Below are 17,296 nucleotides of genomic sequence, written 5' to 3' on the forward strand. Positions count from 1 at the left end.
AGAGGCCCCCGTACGGTGCGTACGGGGGCCTCTCCCATGTTGTCGAACAGCGCCCCCGAAGGGGCGCGGGGAACTGCGCGACCAGCCACAGCGCACCCGCGGACAACCAACCAACCAACCGACCGTCCGGCGGAGCGCAAAGGCGGGAGCGCTAGCCGCCGAACTCGTGCAGCCCCTTGAGCGCCTGCTCCAACAGCGCCTGCCGACCGTCGAGCTCCCGCTGGAGCTTGTCGGCCTTCGCGTTGTTCCCCGCGGAGCGAGCCGTCTCGATCTGCCCCTGGAGCTTGTCCACGGCCGCCTGCAGCTGACCGGTCAGACCCTCCGCACGCGCGCGTGCCTCCGGGTTCGTCCGGCGCCACTCGGTCTCCTCGGACTCCTGCAGAGCCCGCTCCACCGCGTGCATCCGGCCCTCGACCTTCGGGCGGGCGTCCCGCGGCACGTGACCGATGGCCTCCCACCGCTCGTTGATCGAGCGGAAGGCGGCCCTGGCCGCCTTCAGGTCCTGCACCGGGACGAGCTTCTCGGCCTCCTCGGCCAGCTCCTCCTTGAGCTTCAGGTTCTCCGTCTGCTCCGCGTCCCGCTCGGCGAAGACCGAGCTGCGCGCCGCGAAGAACACGTCCTGGGCGCCGCGGAAGCGGTTCCACAGGTCGTCCTCGTGCTCGCGCTGGGCGCGGCCCGCGGCTTTCCAGTCCGCCATCAGCTCGCGGTAACGGGCCGCCGTCGGGCCCCAGTCGGCCGAGGCGGAGAGCGCCTCGGCCTCCGCGACCAGCTTCTCCTTGGTCTTGCGGGCCTCCTCGCGCTGCGCGTCCAGCGACGCGAAGTGCGCCTTGCGCCGCTTGGAGAACGCCGAGCGCGCGTGCGAGAAGCGGTGCCACAGCTCGTCGTCGGACTTCCGGTCGAGCCTCGGCAGGCCCTTCCAGGTGTCCACCAGGGCGCGCAGCCGCTCACCGGCGGCCCGCCACTGGTCGGACTGGGCCAGCTCCTCCGCCTCGACGACCAGCGCCTCCTTGGAGTGCCTGGCCTCGTCGGACTGCTTCGCCCGCTGTGCCTTGCGCTCCTCGCGGCGTGCGTCGACCGTCTCGACGAGCTTGTCCAACCGCTTCTTCAGCGCGTCCAGATCCCCGACCGCGTGGTGGGCGTCCACCTGTTCGCGGATGTGTGAGATGGCGATCTGGGCGTCCTTGGAGGACAGGTCGGTGGTCTTCACCCGTCGTTCGAGGAGGCCGATCTCCACGACCAGGCCCTCGTACTTGCGCTCGAAGTAGGCCAGTGCTTCGTCGGGGGTTCCCGCCTGCCAGGAACCGACGACCTGCTCGCCCTCGGCCGTACGCACGTACACGGTCCCCGTCTCGTCGACGCGGCCCCACGGGTCGCTGCTCACAGCGCCTCCTCCACATGATGCCTGCGTGGGGCTGCTTTGCCCCCGGACATCGTCCACAGTTTCGTCACGGCCAACATAGGCGACCGGCGGGGCGGCTGTCCGCATCCCGCGCGACCGAAATTTCGCTGCTGGAGGTCAGGATTTCGTCACGGTCGCCTTGTCGATCACGACCGTCGCGTTGGGTGCCCCGTCGCCCTGGCCAGTGATCTCGCCGGCGCCCGCGATTTTCTTCAGCACCTTCATGCCCGATTCGGAAATCGTGCCGAACGGTGTGTAGTTGGCCGGCAACTGACTGTCCTGGTAGACGAGGAAGAACTGGCTGCCGCCGGTGTCGCGGCCTTCCTTCGTCTGCGCGTTGTACTGGTTGGCCATCGCGACCGTGCCCGCCGGATACACGTCGCCCTTGAGGCGCTTGTCCTTGAGGTTCTCGTCGGGAATCGTGTAGCCGGGGCCGCCCATGCCGGTGCCCTGCGGGTCGCCGCACTGGAGCACGTAGATGCCGTTCGTGGTCAGGCGGTGGCACTTGGTGTGATCCAGGTAGCCCTTGCCCGTCAGGAAGCTGAACGAGTTCACGGTGTGCGGGGCCTTCGAGGCCGGCATGTCGATGTCTATCGCGCCGCAGGTCGTCTGCAGCTTCATCGTGTAGTCCGCCGACTTGTCGATGGTGATCGCCGGCTCCTTCTTGTAGCTCAGCTTCTTCACCTTGCCCGCCGCGGCCTTGTCGCAGGGGTCGGGAGCCTTGCTGGGGGAGGCGCTCGGGGTGGCCTCCGCGGCCGCGTCGGACTTGTCGTCGTCCTTCTTGAAGACCCCGGTCGCGTACGACACCACGCTGCCCACGACGATGACGCCGAGGACCGACGCGATCACCGCGTTACGAGCGTGGGCCTTGCGCCGAGCGGACGTACGCCGCTGCTGTTGCCGCAAGAACTTCTCCCGGGCGAGCTGACGCCGCCGCTGTTCCTGGGTGACCACCGGGTTATCTCCTCATGCGTCTCGTACGTCAGGTGGGACGCGTGCGTCTTGTGAGCCGACCGCCTGCGTGTGCCCCGTACCGTATATGGGTTCGCTGTGGTTCCGGCAGCGCCGGTAGGCTCTGGACCGCAGCGAAACCATTCCCCGTACGACATTCCGTACGGCATACCGAAGGACGAACGTGCTCATTGCCGGGTTCCCCGCCGGGGCCTGGGGCACCAACTGTTATGTGGTCGCCCCCGCCGCCGGTGAGGAGTGCGTGATCATCGACCCGGGCCACCAGGCCGCCCAGGGAGTCGAGGAAGCGCTTGCCAAGCATCGGCTCAAGCCCGTCGCCGTCGTCCTCACACACGGCCACATCGACCATGTCGCCTCGGTCGTCCCGGTCTGCGGCGCGCACGACGTGCCCGCGTGGATCCACCCCGAGGACCGGTACATGATGAGCGACCCGGAGCGGGCACTCGGCCGCTCGATCGGCATGCCGCTGATGGGCGAACTCATTATCGGTGAACCGGACGACGTGCGGGAACTGACGGACGGCGCCGCGCTGAAGCTCGCCGGCCTCGACTTCTCCGTCGCGCACGCGCCCGGCCATACGAAGGGGTCGGTGACGTTCAGGATGCCCGAGACCACGGAGATCCCCTCCGTGTTCTTCTCCGGGGATCTGCTCTTCGCCGGCTCCATCGGACGCACCGACCTGCCCGGCGGCGACATGGACGAGATGCTCGGCTCGCTGGCACGCGTGTGCCTGCCGCTCGACGACTCGACCGTGGTGCTGTCCGGCCACGGCGCCCAGACGACCATCGGCCAGGAGCGCGCCACCAACCCGTACCTGCGGCAGGTGGCGGCGCCCGGCCCTGGAGCGGACCCCACCTCCGCTCCTCGACGAGGAATGTGACGAGAGACTTCCCGTGAGCACCTTCAAGGCCCCCAAGGGCACGTACGACCTGATTCCGCCGGACAGCGCGAAGTACCTCGCGGTGCGTGAGGCCATCGCCGCTCCGCTGCGCAACTCCGGTTACGGATACATCGAGACACCCGGATTCGAGAGCGTCGAGCTGTTCGCGCGCGGGGTCGGTGAGTCCACCGACATCGTGACCAAGGAGATGTACGCCTTCGAGACCAAGGGCGGCGACCTGCTGGCCCTGCGCCCCGAGGGCACGGCCTCCGTGCTGCGCGCCGCGCTGGAGGCCAACCTCCACAAGCTCGGCAACCTCCCCGTCAAGCTCTGGTACTCGGGGTCCTACTACCGCTACGAGCGACCGCAGAAGGGCCGCTACAGGCACTTCTCCCAGGTCGGCGCGGAAGCCATCGGGGCGGAGGACCCGGCGCTGGACGCCGAGTTGATCATCCTGGCCGACCAGGCGTACCGCTCGCTCGGCCTGCGCGAGTTCCGGATCCTGCTCAACTCGCTGGGCGACAAGGAGTGCCGTCCCGTCTACCGGGCCGCGCTCCAGGACTTCCTGCGGGGGCTCGACCTCGACGAGGAGACTCTGCGCCGGGCCGACATCAACCCGCTGCGCGTCCTCGACGACAAGCGGGACGACGTCCAGAAGCAGCTGGTGGGCGCCCCGCTCCTGCGGGACTACCTCTGCGACGCGTGCAAGGCGTACCACGAGGAGGTGCGCGAGCTGATCACGGCGGCGGGCGTCTCCTACGAGGACGACCCGAAGCTCGTCCGGGGCCTCGACTACTACACGCGGACGACCTTCGAGTTCGTGCACGACGGCCTGGGCTCGCAGTCCGCGGTCGGGGGTGGCGGGCGCTACGACGGTCTCTCCGAGATGATCGGCGGTCCCGCGCTGCCGTCCGTCGGCTGGGCGCTGGGCGTCGACCGTACGGTTCTCGCCCTTGAGGCGGAGGGGGTCGCGCTCCAGCTGCCCTCGGCCACCAGCGTGTTCGCCGTCCCGCTGGGGGAGGAGGCGCGCCGGGTGCTCTTCGGTGTGGTCACCGAGCTGCGTCGGAACGGGGTCGCGGCGGACTTCTCGTACGGGGCGAAGGGTCTGAAGGGTGCGATGAAGAACGCCAACCGGAGTGGGGCGCGGTACACCGTCGTCGCCGGTGAGCGGGACCTCTCCGAGGGGGTCGTGCAGCTGAAGGACATGGAGTCCGGGGAGCAGGTCGCCGTCGGCGTGAACGAGATCGTGGCGGAGCTTGAGTCCCGGCTGAGCTAGAGCTTTCTTCCGCCCCCGCCGCCCCTACCCGTTCCCGTCCACGCCTGGGGGCTGCGCCCCCTCGCCCCCCTTTCGCGCTGCGCGCTCGTCCTCAAACGCCGGACGGGCTGGTGATCCAGCCCCTCCGGCGTTTGAGGAGCGGGGGTTCGGGGGCCGGCCCCCGAGGCAGGTCAGTCCAGCAAGCCGAAGCGCATCGCGCTCGTGACCGCCGCCGTCCGGTCGTCGACCCCCAGTTTGCCGAACGCCCGCAGCAGATGCGTCTTCACCGTCGATTCGCCGATGAACAACCGCCGCCCGATCTCCGCGTTCGTGCACCCGTCGGAGACGAGCCGCAGAACCGCCACCTCCCGCGCGGACAACCGCGGAACCTCAGGCTTCGTCCGCAGCTGGTCCACCAGCCGCGCGGCGACCGAGGGCGCCAGCACCGTCTCCCCGCGCGCGGCGGCCCGTACCGCGTTCGCCAGTTCCCCGCGGGGCATGTCCTTGAGCAGATAACCCGCGGCCCCGGCCTCGACGGCCCGCAGGATGTCCCGGTCGGTCTCGTACGTGGTGAGCACCACGATCCGGCACGCCGACCCCGCCGCGGTCATCCGCACGATCGAGTCGACACCCCCGCCGCCGGGCATCCGCAGGTCCATCAGCACGATGTCGGGCCGGAGTTCCGCCGTGAGGGCCTCCGCCTCGGGACCGCTGGAGGCGTCGGCCACGACGTCGAGATCGGGCTCGGCGCTGAGCATCGCACGCAGCCCCTCGCGCACGACAGGGTGATCGTCGGCAAGGACGATCCGGATCACTGGATACCCCTTTCGAGTGGTACGGGTTGTTCGGGATGTACGGGTGGCGCGAGAGGCGCCTGTGGTGCCGGGAGCCGGACAGTGACCGTCGTACCGTCCCCCGGCGCGCCGCGGATCACCGCCGTCCCGCCCACCTCGGCGGCCCGCGCCCGCAGCCCCACGAGCCCGTAGCCGCCGGACGGCGCCGACGGATCGAAGCCGCAGCCATCGTCGCGCACGCACACCGAGAGCGTGTCGTCGGCGTAGGTGAGCTCGACGGCGACGGCGGCCGAACTCCCCGCGTGCTTGAGGGCGTTGGAGAGTGCCTCCTGACAGGCGCGCAGGATCACCACCTCGGCCCCGGCGGGCAGCGCGCGGACGGGCCCGGACACGGCCACCGACGCCTCGTGCCGTGCGGCGAGCCGGCTCAGCGCGTCGGGCAGCGACGCCCCGTCGAGGTCGGCGGGCGTACCTCCGGCGACCAGGGCCCGCGCCTCGGCGAGGTTCTGCCGTGCGGTCCCGTCCATCAGGGCCAGATGCCGGCGGGCCTCCGCCATGTCGGAGCGGTCCAGCTCCGCCTCGACCGCCTGCGTGAGCATCAGCAGACTCGTGAAGCCCTGCGCGAGCGTGTCGTGGATCTCCCGGGAGAGGCGCTCCCGCTCGGCCAGCGCGCCGTGCGCGGCCGAGAGCCGGGAGAGCTCGTGACGGCTGGCGTCCAGCTCGGCGATCAGCGTGGCCCGGTCCTGGCTCTGCTCGACGATCCGGATGATCCAGCTGCCGACGGCCACCGAGAAGACGAGGGTGACCACGGCGAACACCGAGTTGAAGAAGACGGCGTGGTCGCTGGGCCACCACAGCAGCGCCCAGCCCACCACCGGCGCGAGGTTGATGACGGTCACCGCCACCAGGGCCCGGCGCAGGCACAGCGCCATGAAGCACGGCGGGACGAGCGCGAAGGTCATCAGACGTGTCTCGCCGACCAGGACCGCGGAGGGGAGGAACAGCGCCAGGGATCCGACGATGTAGCCGAGCGCCCGCCGCTCGTCGGGCGGTTCGCCCCTGAGGATCGGGCGGCCCACCACCACGTACCAGGGGACCAGCGGGACCAGGAGGGCCGCGGCGACGACACGGGTGTGCCACCCCGGGTGGTCCGTGCCGAGCACGAACACCAGGGTGGCCGCCCAGACCACGGCGAAGTACGAGTCCCAGAGCCGGAAGGAGCGGTCCCAGGAGTAGGCGCCGCGGTCCATGGACCTGTCGCTCATCCGTCGCGGCGGCTCTTCCATCGGAAGGTCAGCAGACACAGCAGCAATCCTCCGACGCACCACGCCCCGAGCACCAGAGCGATCCGACCGAACTCCCAGCCGCCCGCCTGCTCCAGGACCCGCGCCGACTCCGGCAGGAACACTCCGCGCAGCCCCTGGCACATCCACTTCAGCGGGAACAGCGCGCTGATGTCGAGCATCCAGTCCGGGATGGTGTCGACGGAGATGTAGACCCCGGAGATGAACTGCAGTACCAGGAAGGGCAGTACGACCACGGAGGTGGCGCTCCTGCCGGTCTTCGGGACCGAGCTGATCGCTGTGCCGAGCGTGGCGCAGGCCGTCAGACCCAGCAGGAAGATCCAGCCGAAGTGCAGCCACTTCGTGGCGTCCGAGGGCAGCTCCACGCCGTAGAACGTGATGCCCACGGTGAGCAGGAACACCGTCTCCAGGAAACCGGTGACGAGAACCAGCCAGATCTTTCCGATGAAGTACGCGGTCGGCGGCATCGGGGTGCCGCGCAGCCGGCGCAGCACCTTCTCGTCCCGTTCGATCGCGATCGAGATGCCGAGCGACTGGAAACTGGTGCTCATGATTCCGGCGGCCATCATCGCCGGCACGTACAGCTGGGAGGCGGTGACGCCCGCCCCGGTCACGTCGTCGCTGAAGATCGACGCGAAGAGGAAGAGGAACACGATCGGAAAGGCGAAGGTGAAGACCACCTGGTCGCGCAGCCGGAAGAACTGCCTGATCTCCAGGGCGCCCCGGTGGAATCCGAGCAGCCAGGCCGCCGGGAGCCGCTGCGCGCCGCTCGCCTCCGTACGCACCCGTGTCGTGGTCGTGGTCGTGGTCATCGCGCGTCCTCCAGCCCCGTGAGCCGCAGATAGACGTCCTCCAGGGTCGGGCGGCTCACCCGTAGCCCCGGGATCTCCCCGTCGAAGCGGTGCATGAGCTCGGCGACCGTGCGTGTGGGCGTCCCGGTGCGCTCCGTACGGGGAGAGCCGTCGGACTCCGTCCATTCGACGGTGGCCTCGGTGCCGAGCCGGTCGCGCAGTGCCGCGGGTTCGCCCTCGGCCACGACCCGGCCGCGCGCGATCACCGCGAGCCGGTTCGCGAGCGCCTCCGCCTCCTCCAGATAGTGCGTGGTCAGCAGGATCGTCGTGCCCTCGTCCGCGAGCCTGCGGATCAGCTCCCAGAACTGCCGTCGGGCCGCCGGGTCGAAACCGGTCGTCGGCTCGTCCAGGAGCAGCAGGTCGGGGCCGCCGATCACGCCGAGCGCCACGTCGAGCCGGCGCCGCTGCCCGCCCGAGAGCGCCTTGATCCGGCTGCCGGTCTTCTCCTCCAGGCCCACCAGGCCGATGACCTCCGCCGGGTCGCGGGGCCTCGGGTAGTAGCGCGCGAAGTGCCGGACCGTTTCGCCGACCGTCAACTCCGGGGGCGCTGATTCGTCCTGCCAGACGATTCCGACACGTGAACGCCACGCGCGCGTGGCGTTCGACGGATCCGTGCCGAGCACCGAGACCTCGCCCGCGTCGCGGGTGCGGTTGCCCTGGAGGATCTCCACCGTGGTGCTCTTGCCCGCGCCATTGGGTCCGAGCAGGCCGAACACCTCGCCCCGCCGGATGCCGAGATCGATGCCGTCGACGGCGGTGACGTCCCCGTACTGCTTGCGCAGCCCCCGTACGTCGACCGCGAGTTCGTTCGCGTGTGCTGTCATGCGAACGAGCGTCCCGTCGAAGCGAGCGTTCCGGGACGACCGCACGTACTTCCTTATGTCCATCGAACGGTGGACACCCGCGCGTGTGCGGCACAATGACCGTGCCCGGAAGGTCCTCTCAAGCTACGGAAACGGCGTGATGAGCAAGACGACAGTCAGGGAAGGCGTCTCCACCGGCCCGGAAGCCGCCGGTGCCCCACGGACCGTGGGCGGCGGGCGTTTCCTCGCCCTTCTGCTGATGATCACGGGTGCGGCCGGACTGCTGGCCTCCTGGGTCATCACCATCGACAAGTTCAAGCTGCTGGAGGACCCGAACTTCACGCCGGGCTGCAGCCTGAACCCGGTCGTCTCCTGCGGCAACATCATGAAGAGCGACCAGGCCTCCGTCTTCGGGTTCCCCAACCCGATGATGGGCCTCGTGGCGTACGGCATCGTGATCGCCGTCGGCGTGAGCCTGCTCGGCAGGGCGACCTACCCGCGCTGGTACTGGCTGACCTTCAACGCGGGCACGCTGTTCGGCGTCGGATTCGTGACCTGGCTGCAGTACCAGTCGCTGTACAACATCAACTCGCTGTGCCTGTGGTGCTGCCTCGCCTGGGTCGCGACGATCATCATGTTCTGGGCCGTCACCTCGCACAACGTCCGCAACGGCCTGCTGCCCGCGCCCGGCTGGCTGAAGGGGTTCCTCGACGAGTTCGCCTGGGTGCTGCCGGTCCTGCACATCGGGATCATCGGCATGCTGATCCTGACGCGCTGGTGGGACTTCTGGACCAGCTGACGGAGCGGCCGGCTTGCGGGACAGGGGCCGGGGCGCGTTGTCAGTGGGGTGACATAGGGTTTCGCACGTGGAGCCCGACCTGTTTACCGCCGCAGCCGAGGAACGCCAGGAGAAGGACCCGTCCGGGAGCCCCCTGGCCGTCCGGATGCGCCCGCGCACCCTCGACGAGGTCGAGGGCCAGCAGCATCTGCTGAAGCCGGGCTCGCCCCTGCGCAGACTCGTCGGCGAGGGCGGCGGCGGCCCGGCCGGACCCTCCTCGGTGATCCTCTGGGGCCCGCCCGGCACCGGCAAGACGACCCTGGCGTACGTGGTCTCCAAGGCGACGAACAAGCGCTTCGTGGAGCTCTCCGCTATCACCGCGGGCGTCAAGGAGGTCCGCGCGGTCATCGAGGGCGCCCGCCGCGCCACCGGGGGCTACGGCAAGGAGACCGTCCTCTTCCTCGACGAGATCCACCGCTTCAGCAAGGCCCAGCAGGACTCCCTGCTCCCGGCGGTCGAGAACCGCTGGGTGACGCTGATCGCGGCGACCACGGAGAACCCGTACTTCTCGATCATCTCCCCGCTGCTGTCCCGCTCGCTGCTGCTCACCCTCGAACCGCTCACCGACGACGACCTGCGCGGGCTGCTGCGCCGGGCGCTCACCGACGAGCGCGGCCTCAAGGGCGCCCTCACCCTCCCCGAGGACAGCGAGGAGCACCTCCTGCGGATCGCCGGCGGTGACGCCCGGCGTGCCCTCACCGCACTGGAGGCCGCCGCCGGGGCGGCGCTCGACAAGAAGGACGCCGGGATCACCCTCCAGACCCTGGAGGAGACCGTCGACCGGGCCGCGGTGAAGTACGACCGCGACGGCGACCAGCACTACGACGTGGCCAGCGCCCTGATCAAGTCGATCCGGGGCTCGGACGTCGACGCGGCACTGCACTACCTGGCCCGGATGATCGAGGCCGGCGAGGACCCCCGGTTCATCGCCCGGCGGCTGATGATCTCCGCCAGCGAGGACATCGGCCTCGCCGATCCGAACGCCCTGCCGACCGCCGTCGCGGCCGCCCAGGCCGTCGCCATGATCGGCTTCCCCGAGGCCGCGCTCACCCTCAGCCACGCCACCATCGCCCTCGCCCTGGCCCCGAAGTCGAACGCCGCGACGACGGCGATCGGCGCCGCCATGGAGGACGTCCGCAAGGGCCACGCGGGACCCGTGCCGATGCACCTGCGCGACGGGCACTACAAGGGCGCGGCCAAGCTCGGCCACGCGCAGGGGTACGTGTATCCGCACGACCTGCCCGAAGGCATCGCCGCCCAGCAGTACGCGCCCGAGGAGCTCAAGGACCGCGAGTACTACACGCCGACCCGGCACGGCGCCGAGGCGCGCTACGCGGACGCGGTGGAGTGGACGAGGAAGCACCTCGGTCGAGGACGGCCCTGATCACCTGTAGACTCTCCGAAGCGCTGCGTCCCGTGTCCGGCTCCGGTCGGCACCACCAGAACGGGACATGCAGCCGGAGCCCCCACCCCCGGGTGAGGAATCCAGGAGCGTCGCGCACCGTCGAAGGTGTCGCGGGCAGCCCATCACCCTCTCGGAATTCTCCGGGAACCGGTCGGTGGGCCACTCGCGTGCTGCACATGTGCCCAGCTCAGGGAGCGGCTGCCCGCCAGGTCCGTCAGGACCCGAAGGGTTTCCCTGGCTGCGGATGCGACCTCCCCTAACCACTGGTGAAGCCGTATTCACATCAGAAATCACGAGGTGTTTGGTTCATGACGAACCAGTCCCGCCCCAAGGTCAAGAAGTCGCGTGCCCTCGGCATCGCGCTGACCCCGAAGGCCGTCAAGTACTTCGAGGCGCGCCCGTACCCGCCCGGCGAGCACGGCCGTGGCCGCAAGCAGAACTCGGACTACAAGGTCCGTCTGCTGGAGAAGCAGCGTCTGCGCGCGCAGTACGACGTGTCCGAGCGTCAGCTCGTCCGCGCGTACGAGCGTGCCGCCAAGACGCAGGGCAAGACCGGTGAGGCCCTGGTCATCGAGCTGGAGCGTCGTCTCGACGCGCTGGTTCTTCGTTCGGGCATCGCCCGCACGATCTACCAGGCCCGCCAGATGGTCGTGCACGGCCACATCGAGGTCAACGGTGGCAAGGTCGACAAGCCGTCCTTCCGCGTCAAGCCCGACGACGTCGTGATGGTCCGCGAGCGCAGCCGCAGCAAGACCCTGTTCGAGGTCGCCCGTGCCGGTGGGTTCGCCCCCGACGGTGAGACCCCGCGCTACCTCCAGGTGAACCTCGGCGCCCTGGCGTTCCGCCTGGACCGCGAGCCGAACCGCAAGGAAATCCCGGTCATCTGCGACGAGCAGCTCGTCGTCGAGTACTACGCCCGCTGATCAGGCGCAGTACCGCACCACCGGCCTAGCGCCTGCTTTCAGCCCGTCGCCTCCTCACCCTCGCGGGTGGGCGAGGCGGCGGGTTCTCGCATGTCCGGGGGTGCCGGGATGCCGCGCGGCGCGGGTGCCGCGCCGAGTGCCTCCTGCCGGGGGTGCCCCAGCGCCCGGACCACCGCCGCCTGCCGGCCCAGCCGCGCCCCGTCCCGTACGCACTCCTCGTACCGCTCGTCGCCCAGCCGCTCCCGGGCCGTCTCCTCGCACTGCTCGTGCGGGGCGTTGTAATAGGCGGAGCCGAACAGGGGCAGGCCCACCGACGGCCACATCCGGGAGGCGGAACCCTGGAGCACCGCAGCCTCGGCGGCGTCGCCCTCCGTCACGGTGACCAGCGCGAGCAGTTCCACCGCCAGCACCGTGCCGAGCAGGTCGTGGAAGACATGTGTGATGTCCAGGCACTCCGTCAGCAACTGCCGGGCCCCGGGCAGATCGGCCTCGGTCCAGGCCGCGTACGCCAGCACGTACAGCGCGTACGCCAGCGACCAGCGCTCCCCGTGGTCCACGCAGACCCGGCGCACCTCCTCGCACAGCCGCACCGCATCCGGCAGATCGCCCTGGAAGGCCAGCGCCATCGCCAGCTCGACCTGCCCCATCAGGACGTTGCTGTTGAGCTCGCCGATGTCGTGATAGCGGTCGAGCGCCGAGCGCAGCAGCGTCTCCGCGCGGGGCATGTCGTCGGTGACCAGGGCCAGGCAGCCGGTGCGGTGCTCGGCGTAGGCGAGCGCGGTGAAGTCACCGGAACGTTCCGCCGTCCGACGGCACTCGTCGAGCGCGGCGACCGCGGGCACGGTGTCGCCCTGGAGGATCGCCACATAGCCGAGCACCCACAGTGCCTTCAGCCGGGAGCGCTCGTGCTCGGTGTCCAGCTCCACGCTCCGCTCCAGCCAGTGCCGCCCCTCCGACAGCCGCCCGCAGCCCACCCAGTAGAACCAGAGGGTCCCCGCGAGGTACTGGCCCAGATGTCCGCCGTCCGGCTCGCTCAGACAGTGCTCCAGGGCGCGGCGCAGGTTCGGCAGCTCCGCCTCCACCCGCGCGGCCACCTCACGCTGCCGGGGCGAGAACCAGTCCAGCTCGCCCCACGTCGCGAGCCCCATGTACCAGTCGCGGTGGCGCCGCCGGAGCCGCTCCCCGTCCTCTGTGGCCTCCAGCCAGTCCGCCCCGTACGCCCGGACCGTGTCCAGCATCCGGTAGCGCACCCCGGCCGCCGTCTCCTCACGGGTGATCACCGACTGGGCCAGCAGCTCGCCGAGCACGTCGAGGATGTTGTCGGGGTGCAGCCCGTCGCCCCCGCACACGTACTCCACGGACTCCAGGTCGAACCGCCCGGCGAACACCGAGAGCCGCGACCACATCAGCCGCTCCTGCGGTGTGCACAGTTCATGGCTCCAGCCGATCGCCGTACGCAGGGTCTGATGTCGCGGCAGCATGTCGCGCCCCCCGCCCGTGAGCAGCCGGAAGCGGTCGTCGAGCCGGGCCAGCAACTGGGCGGGGGAGAGGGCCCGCAGCCGTCCCGCGGCCAGCTCGACCGCGAGCGGGACACCGTCCAGCCGCCGGCAGATCTCCCGCACGTCCGCGCGGTTGCCGTCGTGCAGGGTGAAACCCGGTGTGCCGGCGGCGGCCCGGTCCGCGAACAGCTCGGCCGCCTCCCGCTCGGTCAGCGGCGCCAGCGGGAACAGCTGCTCGCCCTCCACCGAGAGCGGCCTGCGCCCTACCGCGAGCACCCGCAGGCCCGCCGAGCGTCTCAGCAGCTCACCGACCAGCGACGCGCACGCGTCGACCAGATGCTCGAACCCGTCGAGCACGAGCAGGAGCCGGCGCTCCGCGAGATGTTCGAGCAGGACCTGGCGCGGCGGCCGCGAGGTGTGATCCGTCAGCCCCAGCGCCTCCACGACCGCGTACTCGACGAGTTCCGGCTCGCGCAGCGCGGCCAGCTCCACCCGCCACACCCCGTCGCGCGGCCGGACCAGGGCCGCCGCGCGCGCCGCCAGCCGCGACTTGCCGACTCCGCCCGGGCCCGTCACCGTCACCAGCCGCTCGGCGTCGAGGGCCGTGCCCAGCTGCGTCAGTTCGGCCGAGCGGCCCACGAACGAGTTGAGCTCCAGAGGCAGATTGCCGGCCCGGTGACCGCCCGCCCCCGCACCGGAACGCTGAGAACCATGAGAACGCGACATAGGCAACGGAGCGTACTCACCCATACGCACTCCGTACAATCGCTTCGCGCAACTCCGGTTCCGGCGGACGGTAATCCGGTACGGAGCCGCGGCCCCGGCGCGATAGGGTCACAGGACGACTTTTCGATGGTGAGGCACGAATTCAGGGAGCGGGTGCGCAGTGTCCGGTGGTGAGGTGGCCGGGATCCTGGTGGCCGTCTTCTGGGCGATCCTGGTCTCCTTCCTCGCGGTGGCACTCGCGAGGCTGGCCCAGACGCTCAGGGCGACCACCAAGCTCGTCGCGGACGTGACCGAACAGACGGTCCCGCTCCTCGCGGACGCCTCCGCGGCCGTGCGCTCCGCGCAGACACAGATCGAGCGGGTCGACGCCATCGCGTCGGACGTCCAGGAGGTCACGTCGAACGCGTCGGCGCTCTCCTCGACCGTCGCCTCGACCTTCGGTGGCCCGCTGGTGAAGGTCGCGGCGTTCGGCTACGGCGTGCGCCGGGCCATGAGCGGCGGCCGCCGCGAGGACGAGCCCGCCAAGCCCACGCGACGCACTGTGATCGTGGGCCGCACCGTCCCGTCGGCGCGACGGGGAAAGCGGAAGAAGGACTGACGCGATGTTCCGCCGTACGTTCTGGTTCACCGCGGGCGCAGCCGCCGGCGTGTGGGCCACCACCAAGGTCAACCGCAAGATCAGGCAGCTGACGCCCGAGAGCCTGGCGGCGCAGGCCGCCAACAAGGCGATCGAAGCGGGCCACCGCCTCAAGGACTTCGCACTCGACGTCCGTGACGGCATGGCCCAGCGCGAGGCGGAACTCGGTGAGGCCCTCGGGCTGAACGCCGACCCCGAACTGCCGTCCCCGCGCGATGTCGCAGCCCTGGAGAACGGCAGCGACCCCCGGCACGGCAAGAATGCGAAGTACAGCAAGAACCCGACGTACGTCGAGAGGTCGACGTACTCGTACAACCGGAATGAGGACCACTGATGGAGTCGGCCGAGATTCGTCGCCGCTGGTTGAGCTTCTTCGAGGAGCGCGGGCACACCGTCGTCCCTTCGGCGTCGCTCATCGCGGACGACCCGACTCTCCTCCTGGTCCCGGCCGGCATGGTTCCCTTCAAGCCGTACTTCCTCGGTGAGGTCAAGCCCCCCTTCGCCCGCGCCACCAGCGTCCAGAAGTGCGTCCGGACACCGGACATCGAAGAGGTCGGCAAGACCACCCGGCACGGCACGTTCTTCCAGATGTGCGGCAACTTCTCCTTCGGCGACTACTTCAAGGAAGGCGCCATCAAGTACGCCTGGGAGCTGCTGACCAGCCCTCAGGACAAGGGTGGTTACGGCCTGGAGCCGGAGAAGCTCTGGATCACCGTGTACCTGGAGGACGACGAGGCCGAGCGCATCTGGCACGAGGTCGTCGGCGTCCCCAAGGAGCGCATCCAGCGCCTCGGCAAGAAGGACAACTACTGGTCCATGGGCGTCCCGGGCCCCTGCGGCCCGTGTTCCGAGATCAACTACGACCGCGGCCCCGAGTTCGGCGTCGAGGGCGGCCCTGCCGTCAACGACGAGCGGTACGTGGAGATCTGGAACCTCGTCTTCATGCAGTACGAGCGCGGCGAGGGCACCTCGAAGGAGGACTTCGAGATCCTCGGCGACCTGCCGAGCAAGAACATCGACACCGGCCTCGGCCTGGAACGCCTCGCCATGATCCTGCAGGGCGTGCAGAACCTGTACGAGATCGACACCTCCATGGCCGTCATCAGGAAGGCCACCGAGCTGACCGGTGTCGAGTACGGCGCCGCCCACGGTTCCGACGTCTCCCTGCGCGTGGTCACCGACCACATGCGGACGTCCGTGATGCTCATCGGCGACGGCGTCTCCCCGGGCAACGAGGGCCGCGGTTACGTGCTGCGCCGCATCATGCGCCGCGCCATCCGCAACATGCGGCTGCTCGGCGCCACCGGACCGGTCGTGCAGGACCTCGTCGACGTCGTCATCGAGATGATGGGCCGGCAGTACCCGGAGCTCGTCTCCGACCGCAAGCGCATCGAGACCGTCGCCCTCGCCGAGGAGGCCGCCTTCCTCAAGGCGCTGAAGGGCGGCACCAACATCCTCGACACCGCCGTGACGGAGACCAAGGCCTCCGGAGGCACCGTCCTCTCCGGCGACAAGGCCTTCCTGCTCCACGACACCTGGGGCTTCCCGATCGACCTCACCCTGGAAATGGCCTCCGAACAGGGCCTCTCCGTGGACGAGGACGGCTTCCGGCGCCTGATGAAGGAGCAGCGGGAGCGCGCCAAGGCCGACGCCAAGGCCAAGAAGACCGGTCACGCCGACATGGGCGCCTACCGCGAGATCGCCGACGCCGCCGGCGAGACCGACTTCATCGGCTACACGAGCACCGAGGGCGAGTCCACGGTTGTCGGCATCCTCGTCGACGGTGCCTCCTCGCCGGCCGCCATCGAGGGCGACGAGGTCGAGATCGTCCTGGACCGCACCCCGTTCTACGCCGAGGGCGGCGGCCAGATCGGCGACACCGGCCGCATCAGGATCGACACCGGCGCCGTGATCGAGGTCAGGGACTGCCAGAAGCCCGTCCCCGGGGTGTACGTCCACAAGGGCGTCGTCCAGGTCGGCGAGGTGACCGTCGGAGCCAAGGCCCAGGCCGTCATCGACGTGCGCCGCCGCACGGCCATCGCCCGCGCCCACTCGGCCACGCACCTCACCCACCAGGCCCTGCGCGACGCCCTGGGCCCGACGGCCGCCCAGGCCGGTTCCGAGAACCAGCCAGGCCGCTTCCGCTTCGACTTCGGCTCCCCGTCCGCCGTGCCCACGGCCGTGATGACGGACGTCGAGCAGAAGATCAACGAGGTGCTCACCCGCGACCTCGACGTCCACGCCGAGGTCCTGAGCATCGACGAGGCCAAGAAGCAGGGCGCCATCGCCGAGTTCGGCGAGAAGTACGGCGAGCGGGTGCGCGTCGTCACCATCGGCGACTTCTCCAAGGAGCTGTGCGGCGGCACGCACGTGCACAACACCTCCCAGCTCGGCCTGGTGAAGCTGCTCGGCGAGTCGTCGATCGGTTCGGGTGTACGCCGTATCGAGGCCCTGGTGGGTGTCGACGCCTACAACTTCCTCGCCCGCGAGCACACGGTCGTCGCCCAGCTCCAGGAGCTGATCAAGGGCCGTCCGGAGGAGCTTCCGGAGAAGGTTTCGGCCATGCTCGGCAAGCTGAAGGACGCCGAGAAGGAGATCGAGAAGTTCCGCGCGGAGAAGGTCCTCCAGGCCGCCGCCGGTCTCGCCGGGTCCGCCAAGGACGTACGCGGCGTCGCCGTGGTCACCGGGCAGGTCCCGGACGGCACGAGCGCCGACGACCTGCGCAAGCTGGTCCTCGACGTGCGCGGCCGTATCCAGGGCGGACGGGCCGTCGTGGTCGCCCTGTTCACCGCCGTGGGCGGCAAGCCGCTCACGGTCATCGCCACCAACGAGGCCGCCCGCGAGCGCGGCCTCAAGGCCGGTGACCTGGTGCGCACGGCCGCCAAGACCCTCGGCGGCGGCGGTGGCGGCAAGCCCGACGTCGCTCAGGGCGGTGGCCAGAATCCGTCCGCCATCGGTGAGGCCGCCGACGCCGTCGAGCGGCTTGTGGCCGAGACCGCCAAGTGAGCGA

Annotated in this window: 15 protein-coding genes; 8 read left to right on the top strand and 7 right to left on the bottom strand. The window is 70.1% G+C overall.

Features of this window, described 5'->3' with window-relative positions; all coding sequences use genetic code 11:
* Positions 1-151: 151 nt before the first annotated feature.
* Positions 152-1,381: a DUF349 domain-containing protein gene (locus OHS59_RS36130; RefSeq protein WP_328497537.1), complete on the bottom strand. Its 1,230-nt coding sequence runs from the start codon at positions 1,379-1,381 to the stop codon at positions 152-154.
* A gap of 135 nt (positions 1,382-1,516) precedes the next feature.
* Positions 1,517-2,353 (bottom strand): peptidylprolyl isomerase, encoded by an 837-nt coding sequence (locus OHS59_RS36135; RefSeq protein WP_328497538.1) that lies wholly within the window; start codon positions 2,351-2,353, stop codon positions 1,517-1,519.
* A gap of 181 nt (positions 2,354-2,534) precedes the next feature.
* On the opposite strand from OHS59_RS36135, the gene OHS59_RS36140 reads away from it, so the two are divergent.
* Positions 2,535-3,251, top strand: coding sequence for an MBL fold metallo-hydrolase (locus OHS59_RS36140; RefSeq protein WP_328497539.1), 717 nt, complete (start codon positions 2,535-2,537; stop codon positions 3,249-3,251).
* Between the two features lie 13 nt (positions 3,252-3,264).
* Positions 3,265-4,527: a histidine--tRNA ligase gene (hisS, locus tag OHS59_RS36145; protein WP_328497540.1), complete on the top strand. Its 1,263-nt coding sequence runs from the start codon at positions 3,265-3,267 to the stop codon at positions 4,525-4,527.
* A gap of 170 nt (positions 4,528-4,697) precedes the next feature.
* Here hisS and OHS59_RS36150 read toward each other — a convergent pair whose 3' ends face one another.
* The 4 genes from OHS59_RS36150 to OHS59_RS36165 are packed head-to-tail and all read right to left on the bottom strand — an operon-like array spanning position 4,698 to position 8,279.
* A complete protein-coding gene (locus OHS59_RS36150; protein ID WP_328497541.1) occupies positions 4,698-5,321 on the bottom strand; it encodes a response regulator transcription factor in 624 nt (207 codons plus the stop codon).
* Positions 5,318-6,565, bottom strand: a complete 1,248-nt coding sequence (locus OHS59_RS36155) for a sensor histidine kinase (protein ID WP_328497542.1) — start codon at positions 6,563-6,565, stop codon at positions 5,318-5,320. The genes OHS59_RS36150 and OHS59_RS36155 overlap by 4 nt, the downstream gene beginning before the upstream one ends.
* Positions 6,562-7,416, bottom strand: coding sequence for an ABC transporter permease (locus OHS59_RS36160; RefSeq protein ID WP_328497543.1), 855 nt, complete (start codon positions 7,414-7,416; stop codon positions 6,562-6,564). Before OHS59_RS36160 ends, OHS59_RS36155 begins: the two co-directional genes overlap by 4 nt.
* Positions 7,413-8,279 carry an ABC transporter ATP-binding protein gene (locus OHS59_RS36165; protein ID WP_328497544.1) on the bottom strand — a complete coding sequence of 289 codons (867 nt, stop codon included), beginning with the start codon at positions 8,277-8,279 and terminating at the stop codon, positions 7,413-7,415. The genes OHS59_RS36160 and OHS59_RS36165 overlap by 4 nt, the downstream gene beginning before the upstream one ends.
* Positions 8,280-8,418: 139 nt before the next feature.
* Here OHS59_RS36165 and OHS59_RS36170 point away from each other — a divergent pair, with 139 nt between their 5' ends.
* From OHS59_RS36170 to rpsD, 3 genes are all read left to right on the top strand, one after another.
* Entirely contained in the window at positions 8,419-9,057 is a 639-nt protein-coding gene (locus OHS59_RS36170) for a vitamin K epoxide reductase family protein (protein WP_328497545.1), read from the top strand.
* Positions 9,058-9,124: 67 nt separating this feature from the next.
* Positions 9,125-10,480, top strand: coding sequence for a replication-associated recombination protein A (locus tag OHS59_RS36175; RefSeq protein WP_328497546.1), 1,356 nt, complete (start codon positions 9,125-9,127; stop codon positions 10,478-10,480).
* 329 nt (positions 10,481-10,809) lie between these two features.
* The gene (gene rpsD / locus OHS59_RS36180; RefSeq protein WP_107019683.1) at positions 10,810-11,424 is read left to right on the top strand and encodes a 30S ribosomal protein S4; all 615 of its coding nucleotides are present in this window, start codon (positions 10,810-10,812) and stop codon (positions 11,422-11,424) included.
* A gap of 38 nt (positions 11,425-11,462) precedes the next feature.
* Here the strand turns inward: rpsD and OHS59_RS36185 are convergent, their stop codons facing one another.
* Positions 11,463-13,649, bottom strand: a complete 2,187-nt coding sequence (locus tag OHS59_RS36185; RefSeq protein ID WP_328497547.1) for an ATP-binding protein — start codon at positions 13,647-13,649, stop codon at positions 11,463-11,465.
* A gap of 160 nt (positions 13,650-13,809) precedes the next feature.
* Between OHS59_RS36185 and OHS59_RS36190 the strand changes: the two genes are divergently transcribed.
* The 3 genes from OHS59_RS36190 to alaS are packed head-to-tail and all read left to right on the top strand — an operon-like array spanning position 13,810 to position 17,292.
* Positions 13,810-14,247: a DUF948 domain-containing protein gene (locus tag OHS59_RS36190; protein ID WP_328497548.1), complete on the top strand. Its 438-nt coding sequence runs from the start codon at positions 13,810-13,812 to the stop codon at positions 14,245-14,247.
* Positions 14,248-14,251: 4 nt separating this feature from the next.
* The gene (locus tag OHS59_RS36195; RefSeq protein WP_328497549.1) at positions 14,252-14,620 is read left to right on the top strand and encodes a DUF6167 family protein; all 369 of its coding nucleotides are present in this window, start codon (positions 14,252-14,254) and stop codon (positions 14,618-14,620) included.
* Entirely contained in the window at positions 14,620-17,292 is a 2,673-nt protein-coding gene (alaS, locus tag OHS59_RS36200; RefSeq protein ID WP_328497550.1) for an alanine--tRNA ligase, read from the top strand. Before OHS59_RS36195 ends, alaS begins: the two co-directional genes overlap by 1 nt.
* The last annotated feature ends 4 nt before the right edge of the window (positions 17,293-17,296 follow it).

This window comes from Streptomyces sp. NBC_00414 (assembly GCF_036038375.1).
Taxonomy (GTDB): Bacteria; Actinomycetota; Actinomycetes; order Streptomycetales; family Streptomycetaceae; genus Streptomyces.

What these genes read in the sequence shown, in the direction of transcription:
- OHS59_RS36155 (WP_328497542.1), bottom strand. Translation starts at nt 6,565, where the DNA reads ATGAGCGACAGGTCCATGGACCGCGGCGCCTACTCCTGGGACCGCTCC.
- OHS59_RS36160 (WP_328497543.1), bottom strand. Translation starts at nt 7,416, where the DNA reads ATGACCACGACCACGACCACGACACGGGTGCGTACGGAGGCGAGCGGC.
- OHS59_RS36165 (WP_328497544.1), bottom strand. Translation starts at nt 8,279, where the DNA reads ATGACAGCACACGCGAACGAACTCGCGGTCGACGTACGGGGGCTGCGC.
- OHS59_RS36170 (WP_328497545.1), top strand. Translation starts at nt 8,419, where the DNA reads ATGAGCAAGACGACAGTCAGGGAAGGCGTCTCCACCGGCCCGGAAGCC.
- rpsD (WP_107019683.1), top strand. Translation starts at nt 10,810, where the DNA reads ATGACGAACCAGTCCCGCCCCAAGGTCAAGAAGTCGCGTGCCCTCGGC.
- OHS59_RS36185 (WP_328497547.1), bottom strand. Translation starts at nt 13,649, where the DNA reads ATGTCGCGTTCTCATGGTTCTCAGCGTTCCGGTGCGGGGGCGGGCGGT.
- OHS59_RS36195 (WP_328497549.1), top strand. Translation starts at nt 14,252, where the DNA reads ATGTTCCGCCGTACGTTCTGGTTCACCGCGGGCGCAGCCGCCGGCGTG.
- alaS (WP_328497550.1), top strand. Translation starts at nt 14,620, where the DNA reads ATGGAGTCGGCCGAGATTCGTCGCCGCTGGTTGAGCTTCTTCGAGGAG.